Annotated in this window: 15 protein-coding genes and 1 pseudogene; 8 read left to right on the forward strand and 8 right to left on the reverse strand. The window is 42.1% G+C overall.

All coding sequences use genetic code 11. The features are described from left to right. The 5 genes from F6K52_RS19130 to F6K52_RS19150 all read left to right on the forward strand — a co-directional run. A partial coding sequence (locus F6K52_RS19130; protein ID WP_293080967.1) for a hypothetical protein occupies nucleotides 1–506 on the forward strand: 506 nt, incomplete at its 5' end. A gap of 567 nt (nucleotides 507–1,073) precedes the next feature. Further along, nucleotides 1,074–1,556, forward strand: a complete 483-nt coding sequence (locus tag F6K52_RS19135) for a hypothetical protein (protein ID WP_293080969.1) — start codon at nucleotides 1,074–1,076, stop codon at nucleotides 1,554–1,556. Between the two features lie 164 nt (nucleotides 1,557–1,720). After that, entirely contained in the window at nucleotides 1,721–2,389 is a 669-nt protein-coding gene (locus tag F6K52_RS19140; RefSeq protein ID WP_293081004.1) for a class I SAM-dependent methyltransferase, read from the forward strand. 19 nt (nucleotides 2,390–2,408) lie between these two features. Then, on the forward strand, nucleotides 2,409–4,130 hold the full coding sequence (locus F6K52_RS19145; protein WP_293080972.1) for an aromatic amino acid ammonia-lyase: 1,722 nt from the start codon (nucleotides 2,409–2,411) through the stop codon (nucleotides 4,128–4,130). 296 nt (nucleotides 4,131–4,426) lie between these two features. Next, the gene (locus F6K52_RS19150; protein ID WP_293080975.1) at nucleotides 4,427–5,557 is read left to right on the forward strand and encodes a linear amide C-N hydrolase; all 1,131 of its coding nucleotides are present in this window, start codon (nucleotides 4,427–4,429) and stop codon (nucleotides 5,555–5,557) included. 158 nt (nucleotides 5,558–5,715) lie between these two features. Here F6K52_RS19150 and F6K52_RS19155 read toward each other — a convergent pair whose 3' ends face one another. Next, nucleotides 5,716–5,877, reverse strand: a complete 162-nt coding sequence (locus F6K52_RS19155) for a hypothetical protein (protein ID WP_293080978.1) — start codon at nucleotides 5,875–5,877, stop codon at nucleotides 5,716–5,718. A 240-nt stretch (nucleotides 5,878–6,117) separates the two neighbouring features. Continuing rightward, nucleotides 6,118–6,378, reverse strand: a complete 261-nt coding sequence (locus F6K52_RS19160) for a hypothetical protein (RefSeq protein WP_293080981.1) — start codon at nucleotides 6,376–6,378, stop codon at nucleotides 6,118–6,120. 90 nt (nucleotides 6,379–6,468) lie between these two features. On the opposite strand from F6K52_RS19160, the gene F6K52_RS19165 reads away from it, so the two are divergent. Further along, nucleotides 6,469–6,735, forward strand: coding sequence for a hypothetical protein (locus F6K52_RS19165; protein ID WP_293080984.1), 267 nt, complete (start codon nucleotides 6,469–6,471; stop codon nucleotides 6,733–6,735). 361 nt (nucleotides 6,736–7,096) lie between these two features. On the opposite strand, the gene F6K52_RS19170 is transcribed toward F6K52_RS19165, so the two are convergent. The 3 genes from F6K52_RS19170 to F6K52_RS19180 form a co-directional block, all read right to left on the reverse strand. Continuing rightward, nucleotides 7,097–7,546, reverse strand: a complete 450-nt coding sequence (locus F6K52_RS19170) for a hypothetical protein (protein WP_293080987.1) — start codon at nucleotides 7,544–7,546, stop codon at nucleotides 7,097–7,099. Between the two features lie 6 nt (nucleotides 7,547–7,552). Next, complete coding sequence (locus tag F6K52_RS19175; RefSeq protein WP_293080989.1) at nucleotides 7,553–8,935, reverse strand: AAA family ATPase; 1,383 nt, start codon at nucleotides 8,933–8,935, stop codon at nucleotides 7,553–7,555. A 232-nt stretch (nucleotides 8,936–9,167) separates the two neighbouring features. After that, the gene (locus F6K52_RS19180) at nucleotides 9,168–10,061 is read right to left on the reverse strand and encodes a metal ABC transporter permease (protein ID WP_364418543.1); all 894 of its coding nucleotides are present in this window, start codon (nucleotides 10,059–10,061) and stop codon (nucleotides 9,168–9,170) included. 143 nt (nucleotides 10,062–10,204) lie between these two features. On the opposite strand from F6K52_RS19180, the gene F6K52_RS19185 reads away from it, so the two are divergent. Next, nucleotides 10,205–10,330, forward strand: a complete 126-nt coding sequence (locus F6K52_RS19185) for a hypothetical protein (RefSeq protein ID WP_293080992.1) — start codon at nucleotides 10,205–10,207, stop codon at nucleotides 10,328–10,330. A gap of 2 nt (nucleotides 10,331–10,332) precedes the next feature. Here F6K52_RS19185 and F6K52_RS19190 read toward each other — a convergent pair whose 3' ends face one another. Together F6K52_RS19190 and F6K52_RS19195 are read right to left on the reverse strand one after the other, a co-directional pair. Continuing rightward, nucleotides 10,333–10,815 (reverse strand): DUF2656 domain-containing protein, encoded by a 483-nt coding sequence (locus tag F6K52_RS19190; protein WP_293080995.1) that lies wholly within the window; start codon nucleotides 10,813–10,815, stop codon nucleotides 10,333–10,335. 169 nt (nucleotides 10,816–10,984) lie between these two features. After that, nucleotides 10,985–11,704 carry a metal ABC transporter ATP-binding protein gene (locus F6K52_RS19195; protein WP_293080997.1) on the reverse strand — a complete coding sequence of 240 codons (720 nt, stop codon included), beginning with the start codon at nucleotides 11,702–11,704 and terminating at the stop codon, nucleotides 10,985–10,987. Nucleotides 11,705–11,940: 236 nt separating this feature from the next. Between F6K52_RS19195 and F6K52_RS19200 the strand changes: the two genes are divergently transcribed. Then, nucleotides 11,941–13,029, forward strand: coding sequence for a zinc ABC transporter substrate-binding protein (locus F6K52_RS19200; RefSeq protein WP_293081000.1), 1,089 nt, complete (start codon nucleotides 11,941–11,943; stop codon nucleotides 13,027–13,029). Between the two features lie 243 nt (nucleotides 13,030–13,272). Here the strand turns inward: F6K52_RS19200 and asnB are convergent. Then, nucleotides 13,273–14,895: pseudogene (gene asnB / locus F6K52_RS19205) on the reverse strand (asparagine synthase (glutamine-hydrolyzing)). Nucleotides 14,896–14,921 lie beyond the last annotated feature (26 nt).

A 14,921-nucleotide genomic window follows, 5' to 3' on the forward strand; every position in this document is an offset into this window, starting at 1 on the left:
CCTCGCCTTTTATTCCCTGGATGCGAGCCGGAGCATTAATGAAATTAGCGGGAAGTTACAGTAGAAAAGAATATAAAGAGCAAGTTTTCACCACAATGAAGCCGCCTAATATTAAAATCGATGGATTTAGTGGGCTAATGTCTTCGGACCATCTCTATCTAGTGACATTGTGGAAGCAGAACAAAAAAAACTTCCAAAATTTACCGCTATCCCTTCAACCTCAGTACGAAACATTCTTACTAGCATATAAAATTATGGCATCATCCCATAGGAATATTTGTAGCAAGTTTGGCGGTGGAGAAGTAGGCGGGAGTGTTAAGCATCCAACGAAAAATGCTTTGTTAGCTCTGGAGAAGATTGTTCAAGCTCGCTGGCAGATGATAAATCCCAGTCATAAATCAGTACATGAATGCATGGAAATGATGAATGATCCACGTGAATTGGTCCAAACTGGATTTAAAAATCATCTTCAGCTTCTATTAAGGGCTTTTAACCTAGAACTATAGTGAGCCTAAATGAGTTGCCCAATCCCTCCAGATGTTCATTTTTTGGCAACGGGATCCTAACAGTGATTTATAAAGTAAATCTTAAGACCCCTCAATCATACATAACCGAAGATATTATCACTACAACTATAGCAGAAGTCAGAAGTCAGAAGTCAAACTCTTGCGCTTACTTAGGTTTGAGACTTTTGTCATGTCCTAACTGCCCTGGCGACTGCTATAACAACTGACAACTCAGATGCTGGGCAATGGCTACCCTAGCAACTTACAACTAACAACTGACAATTGGGTAATGATGCTCTATGGATTCGATGAGTGGGTTGATGACACTGCACTGCTAATAGCCTATTTTCAGAATGAAATAGCCTTGATCAAAGATATGTATTTTTTAATTAATAGCTGAACTCAATTTATAGTATAGTTTTCAGCCTAGATGTAGGCATGGGTATTCCCGTTATAATTTACAAATCTTAAATCTAGTTAAATCTAATTAAATCTGAAATTTTCATCGCACCACGGCAGATAATATTACACTGATGGAGTCGAAAAACTAAAAACGGAGAGTTGAATATGTCAGATATGGATCTAGACGGTCGGCTGTGGCTGATGAAAGACTTGTATGGGATGAAAACAGTCCCACCAGCTCAGGACTATAATGCCTTTGTCAAAGCGGTTTTGATCTGTGCAAAAGGAGATGGCGTCCTGACACCAGAAGAAAGAAACTGGGTTGTTGGTCGTGCTGCCTGTTATTATACAAATAACGAGTATGAAGTGGCAAAAAATTACGCAGCAGATGAGGATTTACTTGAGGTTCTCGCCCAGGCTCCTACACTAAATCAAAGCGGTCGTAGAGTGATTATTTATGTTGCCATTCAGGCTTGTGCTGCTGATGGATCATACCATCCGGATGAACGGGCATCAGTCCACAAAATGGCCAAATATCTTGGCATTGAAGAAGATGTCGTTAATCAGATTGAGGAATATTGCATCGAGGAAGCCAAGATGCGAGAAAAACGGATTGCCCTAATGTTTACCGAAGGCATCCCTTATTAGACTTGTTGTTAATCGAGAGTAATTATGTTGTTGAATCAGTTACATTTCAACAACATAATCGCCCTTAGATGAAAACAGATATTAATGTCGGGTAGAATGACAGTTAAATAAGATTAATTGAAAAAGCTCCAAGGCTTGCTATATAAGCATTGAAACCAATGACGATCTCAAGAGTGCTCGAACCAGAAGTAATGGATACTTGGGAAGATGCCATTGAGTACGACTCCATGGACTTCACTGAGGTAAACGGAGCCTTTGCCCAACTTGCGGTAGAATTAGGAACCCAAGCGGGTTTAGTCCTGGATGTGGGCACCGGAACGAGCCGCATTCCCATTATAATTGCCCAGATGCGCCCTCAGTGGCAGATATGGGCGATCGACCTCTCGGAAAATATGCTCAAAGTAGGCGCACAGAATGTAGAGGATGCCGGGTTACAAGAACAGATTAAACTGGAATGGGTTGATGGCAAGCAGATGCCTTATCCAGATAGCATGTTTGACATGGTAATTTCCAATAGCATCGTCCATCACCTGCCAGATCCCCTGCCATTTTTCCGGGAAGTCAAGCGACTGCTAAAACCAGGAGGCGGCATTTTGCTGCGGGATTTAATCCGCCCCGCTGATGTGGCGACAATGGATGCTTTAGTTGCTAGGATATCAGGGGAGTACAATCAGTATCAGACCCAGTTATTTCGGGATTCTCTCCATGCTGCTTTGACTCTGGACGAGGTAAACCAGATGGTGTTAGACGCTGGGTTATCAGGGGTGAGGGTTTATCAATCTTCGGATATACATTGGACAGCGGAACGTCCTGACCAGCAGATGCTTTTGTAGAGAGTCCCCAGAGTGGATCTTGATAATTATTTCCTTCTGTGAAGCGACCGTTATGAAATTGGGAATTTTTGAATCGAATAGCGATCGCAGTGTTATTGTAGGCGACCGGCACCTCTCGATCGAAGACGTGGTCAGCGTGGCCCGTTATGGAGCGCAGACGCACCTGAGCCAACATCCCAAGATTTGGCAGGGCGTGCAAGCCTCGGTTGACTATATCAGCGAGGCGCTGGCTGCTAAGGAGCCCATTTATGGGGTGACCACTGGCTTCGGGGGAATGGCAAATACTGTAATTTCCCCTGAAAAGGCTACTGAGTTGCAAAACAATATTCTATGGTATCATAAAGCCGGAGCGGGAAAGCGCTTGCCCTCTGAGGCTGTCCGGGCGGCGATGCTGTTGCGGATTAACTCTCATTTGCATGGAGCATCTGGCATCCGCCGGGAACTGATCGAACGCATGCAAATCTTTCTCAATGCTGGCGTGACGCCCTACGTCTACGAATTGGGTTCAATTGGAGCCAGCGGCGATCTCACCCCCTTGACGGACATTACCGGAGCCTTAGTCGGTGTGGATCCTGCTTTCAAAGTGGACTTCAACGGCGAGGAGATGTCTTCGGTTGAAGCCCTCAAGCGGCTGAACTTGCCTCGGTTGAGCCTGGGAGCGAAAGAAGGACTGGCAATGGTGAACGGAACCTCCGTGATGACAGGCATGGCGGCTCTGTGTGTTAGCGAGGCACAAGTTTTGCTAGCCCTGGCAATGGGAACCCATGCCCTGCTGATTCAAGGGTTAGGGGGTACGAATCAGTCGTTTCATCCGTTTATTCACGCCCTTAAGCCCCACAAGGGTCAGATTTGGGCGGCAGCGGAAATGCTACAATTGCTTTCCGGCTCCAGTTTGATCCGGGACGAGTTGTCCGGCGGGGCCTCCCACCAGGGCAATGCCCCGATCCAAGACCGCTATTCCCTGCGCTGCTTGCCCCAGTACCTCGGACCAATCGTCGATGGCTTGAAAGAAATTACCGAGCAAATCGAAGTCGAAATTAATTCGGTTACGGACAATCCTCTAATTGACACAGAGGGTAATACCAGCTATCACGGCGGGAATTTCCTGGGTCAGTATGTGGGCATGGGAATGGATCGCTTGCGCCATGTTCTGGGTTTGATGGCTAAGCATCTGGACGCGCAAATTGCCTTGGTAGTAGCACCGGAATTTAGTAATGGACTTTCCCCTTCTTTGGTCGGCAATTCTGCAAATCTTGTCAATATGGGCCTCAAGGCGCTTCAAATTACTGGTAACTCGATTATGCCCCTGTTGACGTTTTATGGAAATTCCCTGGTCGATCGCTTCCCGACTCATGCCGAACAATTCAATCAAAATATCAACAGTCAAGGGTTTGGCTCAACCAATTTAACCCGGCAATCCCTGGAACTGTTCGGGCAATATATGGCTGTTTCCTTGATGTTTGGGGTGCAAGCCGTTGACCTGCGAACATCCATAGTGGCTGGTCATTACGACGCGCGGGAGTGTTTGTCCCCGGAGACGATTCCTCTGTACGAAGCCGTGCGGGAAGTGGTGGGCAGGCCCCCGAGTGTTGAACGTCCTTATATCTGGAACGATCGCGAACAATTTCTGGATATGCACATTGCCCGGTTGGCCAACGATTTGACCTCCGGCAGTCGGCTTGCCCGGGCGGCTAACAATATTTTGTCCCGCTTGAAAGAATTGGTTTTTCCCCAAAGCTAGTCTCCCGCTACTGCCCTCAAAGCCGTTAGGCATCCCAGGTCGTAGGTATCGTTTCTCCCAGGGAGTAAGAGCGGGGCGATCGCCTATAATTACAATCCCTCCGAGTCGCCAAGGTCAGAGTTAGTGATGATGGTAGCGCTTGCTCGTGAGTCCAAGTCCTTTGAGTTGCCAGGTTCTCAAAGGTAGGTTGGGATCGTGGCGCGATCACTAGTGGCGAGGTCTAGAGAAATGTGGGAGGATAAGATACATTCCTGTCTAGTCAAATCTATCATGTAAAAACACAGGAGGAATAAGTTATGCACTTCATTGTGCGAACTTTCAAAGCATTATTGATCTGTGGGTTAATCATAAATCTGGTTTTTTTGAGTGATGCTCAAGCATGTACAAGGGCTATTCATGCGTCTTATACAGAAGACGTCACACCGACCTATGCTGTCACTGGCCGCAATATGGATTGGTATGAAGACATTAAATCCAATCTATGGATGTTTCCGGCTGGAATGGAGCGAGATGGGGTAGTAGGTAAGAATTCTGTTGAGTGGAAGTCAAAATATGGAAGTGTGATCGCTGCTGGCTTCGATATGGGTACTGCTGACGGGTTGAATGAAAAAGGCTTGATGGCAAATTTGCTGTATCTTAGCGAAGCAGATTTCGGCGAGCGTGACACCTCCCGTGAGGGAATATCATACTCAGCATATACTCAGTATATTTTGGACAATTTTGCAACGGTTGAGGAAGCCGTAAGTGCATTGGAGAACGATGAGTTACAAGTCGTTCCCTCACCGCTTCCTAGCGACAGCGGTATCAGGCGTGACCCTACATTGCATTTTTCTATTTCAGATGCACTGGGTGACTCGGCTATCTTTGAACACCTCGAAGGCAAGCTGGTGATTCACCATGGAAAGGAATTTGCGGTGATGACCAACTCTCCTATCTACGATGAGCAAATAGGACTCAATGGTTATTGGGAGTCAGTAGGTGGCGATGCTATGCTACCTGGAACACGCCGAGCAGCTGACAGGTATGTACGAGCGAGCTATTACCTAAAGAATCTACCTACTCCTCAGTCCGACAGACAAGCACTGGCTAATGTAATGTCGGTCATGCGCAATGTATCAAGTCCATTCAGAGTAAGTGATCCAGAACAACCCAATCTTTCGCATACCATTTGGCGAACAGCAGCAAATCACCTTAGCAACGTTTATTACTTTGAATCAACTTTATCCCCCAATGTTATTTGGGTCGAGCTGAGAGAAGATGACTTGAAAGAAGGAGCACCAGTCAAAAAGTTGGAACTCTCAGGAAACTATGATCTAGTCGGTAATGTTACTGGTGATTTTATTGAAGCAGAGGCATTCAAGTTTACTGGCCCCTGCGATGAGGGAATTCCAGTTGAAGACCTTCCAGATTTCTGCCGTGTCCGGTAAGCTCAGTAGTCCTATCCTAGGCTAGGTTGAGGGACGAAACCCAGCTACCACAAGCCTTGGCGTGCCTAATTAACCTTCCCGAAGGAGTCGCCCCAGACTATCGGCTATCCTTCGGGAAGGCTACGCCAACATCGTTTGGGTCAGCCTTCACATAATGACTACCCTAAAAACCAATCGAAATTTCGGCCAATCAACAATTCTGTCTTCTCAGCATGATGAGTGTTTTTCATAGCAATAGGTTGTACTGCAAATTCATAGCGACTTGCTATATTCCTTGTTTCTTCTGTATTGTCATAGCTCATCAAAAAATCGCCTTCCAATTTGCTAGCAAGTTTAAATACAGCTTCATGATCAACTGCTGAATAGCGATAGAGCCTGCGCCCAGCTTTTAGATAAGGTGGATCAATGAAATAAATAGCATCGTTGCGGTGATAATTTTGCTCACAAACCTCAAACCCATCCCCGGCAATAAATTCAATTTTTCTTCGGATTTTATCAATAGAAAGTATACGCTTTTTCAGGGTTTCAGGATACCAGCGTGAGGTAATTCTTTTACCATTTTACCCATTTTTCATAAAGCTAGCACCATCAGCCAGAATTCCACCACGATTAACGCGATTTTTCACTATTGTTGCGAAAGCGAGAGATTCAAGGGATTCATTAGCAGAATCAATAGCTTGCTTGGCATTCTGTGGAGTTAAATTAAAGTTGACAATAGTTTCCGCTAGCCATTCGGCACCACCACCTAAAATGACCTGCCATACAGCTGCAGTTGAGGTTTTTTTTTGTCTTGCTCCATACCATAAATTTGGTATGCTCAAAACACTCGATATTTCTAGTGTATGAGTGTTACAGAATCAGCCCCGATGGTAGCCCAAGCACTCCCTTGTTTTATGGAGATGTGAAAATTGATGGAAAAAACCAATACCATGTTATTCCCCGTACTCGACCCAGCCAATAGTGAGTGGGATTTCGCTGAAGTTTGGATTGACCCCATGCTATCCCCTCCCTACATCCTGCTGTTACTAGGTAATTCATCAGGTAGTTGTCGTGTGTACGATCCTGCAGAGAATTACAAGGTTGTGTTTACTGGAGCAACCTATGATGAAACCCAAACTTGGCTGTTGGAAGATGAATACGAGCCAATCGAAGGGCGACTTTCAGCATCGGAGTTATAAAGATTCCTGGTCATTCCACATTCGCGGGTTTCACGATCTCCACCAGCAAAAGGTTCAAAAAGTTCCTTATCTGTACCACCTTTATTATACAACCATTGGCGAATTTGGGGTATTAGCCAAGTTTTACCACCAGCATCGCGAAATGGGCTACGTTGGGGGACACTAGCTACATTTATGACTTTTTTTGGACTGGTGAGAGAGGCAGTATTAAATAGCTCAAGTTGAGTCATTGTCACTTTTGTTCAGACTTCCCTATAAAATAGACACAGCTCAACCAGTTAGGCTCAAAATCAGGAGACTGAAGTAGCATACAGTGACTTTACTCTCAAGAAAGTCAAGAAGAAGAAGCCTAACCATAGGCTTACCTACTTTTTTTCTTGATGGTGATTTTACTTAAATCACAAGTATCTTGAATATTCTTAATTCGGAATTCAGCATTATAGTTCTTCTTAAACTTCGTTTGCAGCTTTTGTATGTCCGTTCCTTGTTTGGGAACACGAGTAGAAACTACAAAGCACCGCTTGTCGATTTTTTGTGGGTTATCTGAAAGTAACTTAATCGTCGATTCTATTTGCTTAACTGCATGGTCAATCTTACTTCCTTTCAACTCTACATAAATTTCTACTTCCTCATTAGGAACAACGGCATAATCACAGCGCAGAGTTTCATTATCTCGGATAGCGCAGCCATCAACTGTAATTACTAATATTTTATCTCGCTTGGAATTTTCAAAAGTTATTTTACTTTTGTTTTCCTTTAATACGATGTTATTGTCATCTTTAAATTCCTCACAGCCTGGGCAAGATTTCATAAATACTCACGCTAAGTCCAGAAGTTCATCAAACTCAACAGCTAGCTCTTCAGAAACACCGTCAATAAAATTGGCATCGATCAGACCTGTCTCTTCGTCTAAAATATTTTTAGCCTTGCCATTTACTAGGACATAGGCTGATAAATCAGAAGTACTCAGGGCTTTATAGCTAGGAACGATTTCTTCTAATTTAGGTAAGACATCCTGGCTAGATTCTTCATAGAGCATACCAGCTTGAATCAGATTATTGATTGAAGTTAGGATGTAAGGACTATGGGTGGTGATAAAGAATTGAAGTTTTTGCTTTTGCGGATCAGAATTAAAAACACAGGCGATTAACTCAACCATTTTTCGTTGTGCGCTTGGAAATAGATGAGCTTCTGGTTCCTCAATATAAACAGTTTGTCCAGCAGAATCCTCATCAAGTAAAAATGGTAATGCTGACAGTATAATCGTCAGGGGAAATGTTTCTTGCTGACCAGAAGAAGAGTTAGCAATACTAATCCGTCTTCCATCTTCCATCTTCAGAAAATCTTCGCCTTCTTCCTGTATATGTTCTCCACATAAAACGTCCTTTATCAGCGTTTCGATTTCATCATTTATCTCTTTTTCTTTTATATCTTCAGGTTCATTAATGATTCTCGCATTCAAACGTCTTATAACTTCGTAAGTGGAACCAAACTCGCTCATAAATGGATCGATAACACTCTTATTAGAAATCAAAGAAAATATACTACTTTGGAGATTAGCAAAGAAAGAGCGACCAGCAGGAATAAAAAGCTGGGTATAAACTGCCTCATCGCATAATGAACTACTCAAAAATTCTATTGACTGTTCTCTTGAAAATGACTGTTTTATTATAGTTTCATTACTTTCTAGATTTTTTTTTGCTCTTTCTATTTCTAATAAGATGTCAATATCCTTTAATGAAGAAGTTATATTATCAGAATTTTTGTTATTTTTTATCAGTGAATTAATTACATATTGGAGTATCTTGGAATTATTTCTTTCCTCTAATAAATTTCCTTTTAAATTTTTAAAAAACTCTGAGTAATTAAGATTGATTTTATTTATATTCTCTTTACTTCTGGTAATTTCAATAAAAACATTAGATATTTCATACTTAATATAGAAATTATGATCTCCCCAGGAATCTGGTGGAAAGTACTCTTGGAAAGTTTGAGAGTAGTTTGAATCTAGGTAATGTTCACTTTGTTCGTTTTCTACTGTAGCTAAAATTTTCCAAACAAAGTTTTTAAAGTAAAAAAGAAGTTTAGCACATACACTTTTACCACTAGCTTGAGGTCCAATCACGATATTGATTCGTTTAACCTCAATCTCTAGTTCCTCGATACCAGCAAAATTTTTAACTGTAAGTTTTTCAACCATGACCAGAGATTAGAGTAAGCTGAGGTCTAGTGCATGGGTATTGCTAGCCCTTACACTACACTAGTCTTGATCTCTTCAGTATACTCTAGAATGTTGAACATGCTATTACCATGTTCAACATGCTGATAGCTGTTCGCGTAGCGTGCGCGTAGCGCTTATAGCTGATTAATGATAGCTGATTAATGATAGCTGATTGCTGACGGCTGATTGCTGACGGCTGATTGCTGATAGCTTACCCTCTATTCAATCTCAATAATTCTTTCAGCAGATTCAATAACTTAGCCTGGCGACGTGCGACAGCTGGCGACGTGAGTATACCTTGCCTTGGGCTAAACAAAAATGCCAGGAAAAATAAGCCAAAGATTACCATTACAATTGCTGGACCTGATGGCCAATTAAAATAATAGCTTATATACATCCCACTGACACTGGAAATAATTCCAATCATTGAGCCTAATCCCATCATATGATGTAATTCTTTGACTAATAAATAAGCCGTAGTCGCGGGTCCGATTAACATCGAGATAACGAGCAACACCCCTACCGTCTGCATACTGGCGACAATGGTGAGAGTAATCGCCAAGATTAACCCGAAATAAATTGCTTTTACCGGTAAACCGCTAGCTTGAGCTCCCAAGGGATCAAAGGTATAGAATAATAGCTCTTTATAGAATAACTTTGTTAATAGTAAAATTACTCCTGTAATCACCAGGGTTTGCCAGACATCTGCTGGTCTCACCCCTAAAATGTCACCAAAAAGAATATCTTCTAGGTCAAGTTGGTTAGTTTTCAGCACCGTAATTAGGATGACTCCCAACCCTAAAAAACTGCTGAAAGTCAACGCCATTGCTGCATCCACTTTGACTCGGGTACGCTGAGGAATTACGGCAACAACTAAAGCGCTAAGGACACCTGCAATAAAGGCACCAATAGAGATATTTATTCCTAAAAAAAATGCGATTGAGAGACCAGGTAAAACCGCATGGGCAATCACACTACTCATCAGGCTCATTTGTTGTACAATTAAGTAGCTGCCTACCACTGCGCCTAATATCCCCAACAGCACAGCCGTTGCGATCGCATTCCGCATAAATTCAAAACCTAGGGGCTCAATCAGCCAATTCATAATAAATAAAAGGGAATAGGGAGTAGGGAGTAGGGAGTAGGGAGTGTGGGGAGATGGGGAGATGGGGAGATGGGGAGATGGGGAGATGGGGAGATTTTTATTAAGTGTCAATAGCATTTATAAATAGGTCATTAACAATCTTCTTGCGAATTTTTAAGAACACCAAAAATTCTCCAAACTATTTCATACTTCTCCCTGCTCTCTGCTCCCTGCTCCCTGCTCCCTGCTCCCTACTCCCTAAAAACCTCACACAATTAAAACTGGTGTAATTTTAGGATGCAGTATTATTCTTTTTTTCAATCTTGAAAACATTGTCGATGGTTTTACCAGCTGTTTTTTCATCCCATCCTAGGGCTGTTAAAAATTGATCGGCTGAGGTCGTTTCTACAACATCAACTCCCCATTCTCCAGTTTGAAGAGTATCAGGAGAATTACTTAAGGGTGGAGTTTTCTTTAAACCTCCTAATATTAAGATATCTGGCAAAAAATCTCCCTTTTTTTGACTAATTCGCTTCTCGTCTAGAGCTTTAGCACACAATTCTCCAACTTGAGGTGCTGTAAACTCTTGAGTAGGGAATAAAATTTCAACCATCCAATGGGGATGATCTAATTTACGACACTTTAAGGATGGATAGTTACTTAATCCTTCAGCAAATACCTGAGTAAATTCTTCTCGGTTTAGTTCAGGGAAACTATCGTCTGATAGTTCAAAGTTATGGGAAAGCAACATCCGACCAGTTTCAGAGTCAGTCATGAGTCTTGTGATATCCTGTTTTATCAATTTTCCAGCCCAGCAAGAATCAGTATATAGTACGTTGGGTTCATTGCTGAACAGTGAACCATAACATGTATTACTCTCCAACTCTGGGACTGACAGACTTAGCAGGCTCCGCACTCAAAACTAAGCACTCAACACTCAGCCCTCAATCTGTGAGCAAAGTCATCACCTTACCATAAGCCTTGCTCAGGTTTTCCGGTGTCAGCACTTGGGCCCTTGAACCCACTGCAATCAGTTGCTTATTCAATAAGAGGAGTTGATCATAATTAGCTAAGGTTTCTCCTAAGTCATGGCTGATCACTAGTAAGGTTTTGTCTTGGGATTTAAGTTCACTAAAAATTTCAAAAATAATCTCTTCCGTCTTTTTGTCGATGCCCACAAATGGCTCATCAAAAAATAATAACTCGGCTTGTTGAGCTAGAGCCCGCGCTAAAAATACCCGCTGCTGCTGTCCACCAGAGAGTTCGCCAATTTGACGGTGGCGATACTCGAACATGCCCACCCGTTCTAACGCATCCTTAACAATTTCTTTAGATTGGCGACTAGGAGACCTAAACCAACCGGTGTGGACTGTACGACCCATCATCACTACATTCCATACCGTAATCGGATAGTCCCAATCAATTTCCGATCGCTGAGGAACATAAGCGACTCGTTTTAATTGACTCCGGAGCGGACGGGCTGCCAATTTCACTACCCCCTTCACTGCTGGAATCAGTCCCAGCATCGCCTTCACCATAGTACTTTTACCAGCACCATTGGGTCCCAGTAAGCCAGTTAATTGTCCTGGCTGGAGGGAGAAGGATATATCACAAATAGCCCAAGTGTCTCGGTAACAGACTCCTAGGTTATGGACTTCTAACATTAGGTTTTGTGAAAACGACTACCACTATAGCAATCCTAAATCATTTGTAAAATCAGCCAAATCTGGAATCGTTGCTGGGCAAGGGTTATAGCGAACACTTTAGCCAATATATTTCACGAATCATTTAGGACTGCTATATCATAGTTTACCGTGTTTGCAAGTGATTGTCGTTCTCAGCATAAGCCTTGTAAAATGATTATTGTTCTTGATAGCTACTAATTTAAGCGGGTTGATCTATGCTGAAGCCCTTACCAGTTAAACTTCGGACGCTCTTAGCTAGTGGTGCTCTCGCCTTTGGGGTAGCACTAGGTGGTTGTAGTCAAAGCAGTGAAACCTCATCAAGGGAGAAGCCACTAGTGGTAGCATCCTACAGTGTGCTTTGTGACTTAACAACAGAAATTGCCCAAGATACCATTGATATGACCTGTCTGATTGAACCAGGTCAAGACCCTCATACCTACAAAGCTACGACCTTAGCTCGCCAATCCCTAGAGCAAGCCCAACTAGTTCTATACGGTGGCTACGACTTTGAACCAGAAGTTATTAAATTAGTTCAAGCCACTAATACACCAGCTCCTAAAATAGCGGTGCATGATCAAGCTGTGCCTAATCCAATTATGGCGGAAGCACATCACCACGATGATCACGAGCAAGAAAAGGATGACCATAAGGATGACCATAAGGATGACCATGATGATCACCATGACCATGACCATGAGGAAGAAAAGACAGGATCCGCTCACAGTGATGAGGAACTAGAGCCCGACCCCCATATTTGGCATGATGTCCAAAATGTTATCAAGATGGCAGAAGTAATTCGTAGCCAACTGGCAGCAGTTAACCCAGATGATCAGGAATTGTATGCCAAGAATGCCAAACAGCTAACCACTAACTTGGAACAGTTGGATGCTTGGGTAAAAGCACAAGTTGCCACTATACCCAAAGGGCAACGCCAACTAATTACTACCCATGATGCCCTAGGGTACTACATTAACGCTTACGGTTTTTCTGATTCTGATGCGTTGCAAGGGATTAGCGGAGAAGAAGCACCGACAGCAGCACGGGTGAAAGAACTGGTACAGAAGATTAAAAAAAGTAAGGTGCCAACAATTTTCGCCGAAGTAACAGCAAATGATAAAGTTATTGGCACTGTCGCCAGAGAAGCAAAGGTTAAACTCTCAGACCAAAAGTTATTGGCTGATGGTCTAGGAGAAAAAGGGAGTGATACTGGAACTTATATTGGCATGATTACTAGCAATACCTGTGCCATTGTGGATGGATTGGGGGGAAATTGTTCTTCTTTTGCTGCGAAAGCTGCTAACTGATTGGTAACTGATACAATTCTGCTCGAATACCGTTGCCACTAAATCCGCCAGTTTTGTAGAGGCGATCGCACCCACTAACCCTCCTTGCTGACTTCTGGGATTTGGAGGTATTAGATTCAATGGCGATCGCCCAACACAGGAAGCATCTCTATCGACTTATATCATCAGCTGACGGTTGCGGTATTTTATATTATTGCACCCTACTAACTTGACTCAAACTCCCTTACTGCCAGTTTTTTTGAATTAAACTAGCCCAAACCTCTGTTGAAGAAAGTAAGCACTTAACATCTTCATCAACACTACATCTACAGAAGAGAGTTCGCTTTCATCCATATTTGGTAATTGGTCAAGCAAATCAATTATTGCTGCATGGTTATAGAAAGGTACATGAGACATTTCCGAACTCCGCAGGGTATCTTGGACAATTTCTTGCAATGGTTCATTAGGCTTCAAAGTCGAGGGAGGTGTCAGAAATGGATGTTTCTGACGATTATAGATTGTCTCAGTAATGAACGGCTTTGCTGCTTCTCTTAAGATATATTTTTCTGTCAGACCCCGAATTTTCATTGAAACAGGAATATTCTGAACTAATTCCACAACTTTGTGATCTAAAAAAGGTAGTCTTCCTTCAATTGAGTGTGCCATCTCAGAACCATCAGCGAACATTCGTAAAATGTGATTAGGCAAGAGGCTTTTAGACCACAAATAAAGAGATTGATGAACAGGTTCTCTATTATAAAGTTTTCCTTGTACATCTATCTGATTCAAAAAGATACGATATACATCCTTTTGCTCAAACTTAGCAATAAATTCTGGTGAATAAAAAGGAAGAGACCTGAAATATCCCTTAGCAAAAGCTTTCATCCAAGATGGAACAAAGCCTAACAAACGTTGGATAGTATTAAAAAATTTATTGGAGCTATTATCCGCCAGTAAAAAACTCTCTGAAACCTTATTGTCGTATTTTAATTTTTCCAGTAAAATTTTCACCTCTTTGTGATCCTGATTTTGTTGGTTATAGAGCAACATATCTTGGCGAAAATGAACATAACCCCCGAATATTTCGTCTGCTCCTTATCCTGTAATTACAACTTTATAACCGGAATTGTTTGCTAATTTACTTAATAGATAATGAGCCGTAACACTAGCATTGTAAGTTAGCATTTCACCATGCCAAATTGAATCGGAAAAGTGTTCAGCTAAGTCTGATTGAGTAATGAGAATAACATCTAAATCAGCACCAGTATATGTTGCTGTTTCACGAGCAAGAAATTCTTCATTATAAGCTTCATCATCAAAAGCAATAGAAAATGCTTTAACGGGTTTATTACTATACTTTGCTGCTATTCCTAAAACTGTAGATGAATCAAGACCACCACTGAGATAACATCCAACTGGTACATCAGCTCTTAAGCGTAGTTTTACAGCTTCATCTAATGTATAGCGAAGTTGTTCAATATAATCGGAGGGAGCTTGTTTGGATGAAAAATCATTAATTAATGGATAATCAAAATCCCAATAACATTGTAGTTTTATTCCAGAGCGAGATGCTATAATAAAATGACCAGGTGGTACTTGATAAACATTAGCAAACATAGTCAAGTGTGAATCCCAAATACCATTTTCAGTCTGCCAAAAAGCTTGATGATTCCAAGCACTGGGAACTCCCGCAGCTAGTAAAGCTTTAATTTCTGAGGCTATATAAAGAGTATTTTGATAATTACTATAGTAAAGGGGTTTGATGCCAAAACGGTCTCGTGCTGCGAAAAGTAATTCATTACGTTCATCCCAAATCACAAAAGCAAATTCCCCTCTCAGATGATGCAGACATTGTGTCCCAAACTCGTTATATAAATGAAGAGCTATCTCACTATCGGAATTTGTTTTTAATT

This window comes from Moorena sp. SIO3H5 (genome assembly GCF_010692395.1).
Taxonomy (GTDB): Bacteria; Cyanobacteriota; Cyanobacteriia; order Cyanobacteriales; family Coleofasciculaceae; genus Moorena.

Excerpts from the sequence above, each read along its gene's own strand:
- F6K52_RS19175 (WP_293080989.1), bottom strand. The coding sequence starts at position 8,935 with ATGGTTGAAAAACTTACAGTTAAAAATTTTGCTGGTATCGAGGAACTA.
- F6K52_RS19170 (WP_293080987.1), bottom strand. The coding sequence starts at position 7,546 with ATGAAATCTTGCCCAGGCTGTGAGGAATTTAAAGATGACAATAACATC.
- F6K52_RS19135 (WP_293080969.1), top strand. The coding sequence starts at position 1,074 with ATGTCAGATATGGATCTAGACGGTCGGCTGTGGCTGATGAAAGACTTG.
- F6K52_RS19165 (WP_293080984.1), top strand. The coding sequence starts at position 6,469 with ATGGAAAAAACCAATACCATGTTATTCCCCGTACTCGACCCAGCCAAT.
- F6K52_RS19195 (WP_293080997.1), bottom strand. The coding sequence starts at position 11,704 with ATGTTAGAAGTCCATAACCTAGGAGTCTGTTACCGAGACACTTGGGCT.
- F6K52_RS19180 (WP_364418543.1), bottom strand. The coding sequence starts at position 10,061 with ATGAATTGGCTGATTGAGCCCCTAGGTTTTGAATTTATGCGGAATGCG.
- F6K52_RS19200 (WP_293081000.1), top strand. The coding sequence starts at position 11,941 with ATGCTGAAGCCCTTACCAGTTAAACTTCGGACGCTCTTAGCTAGTGGT.
- F6K52_RS19150 (WP_293080975.1), top strand. The coding sequence starts at position 4,427 with ATGCACTTCATTGTGCGAACTTTCAAAGCATTATTGATCTGTGGGTTA.
- F6K52_RS19190 (WP_293080995.1), bottom strand. The coding sequence starts at position 10,815 with ATGACTGACTCTGAAACTGGTCGGATGTTGCTTTCCCATAACTTTGAA.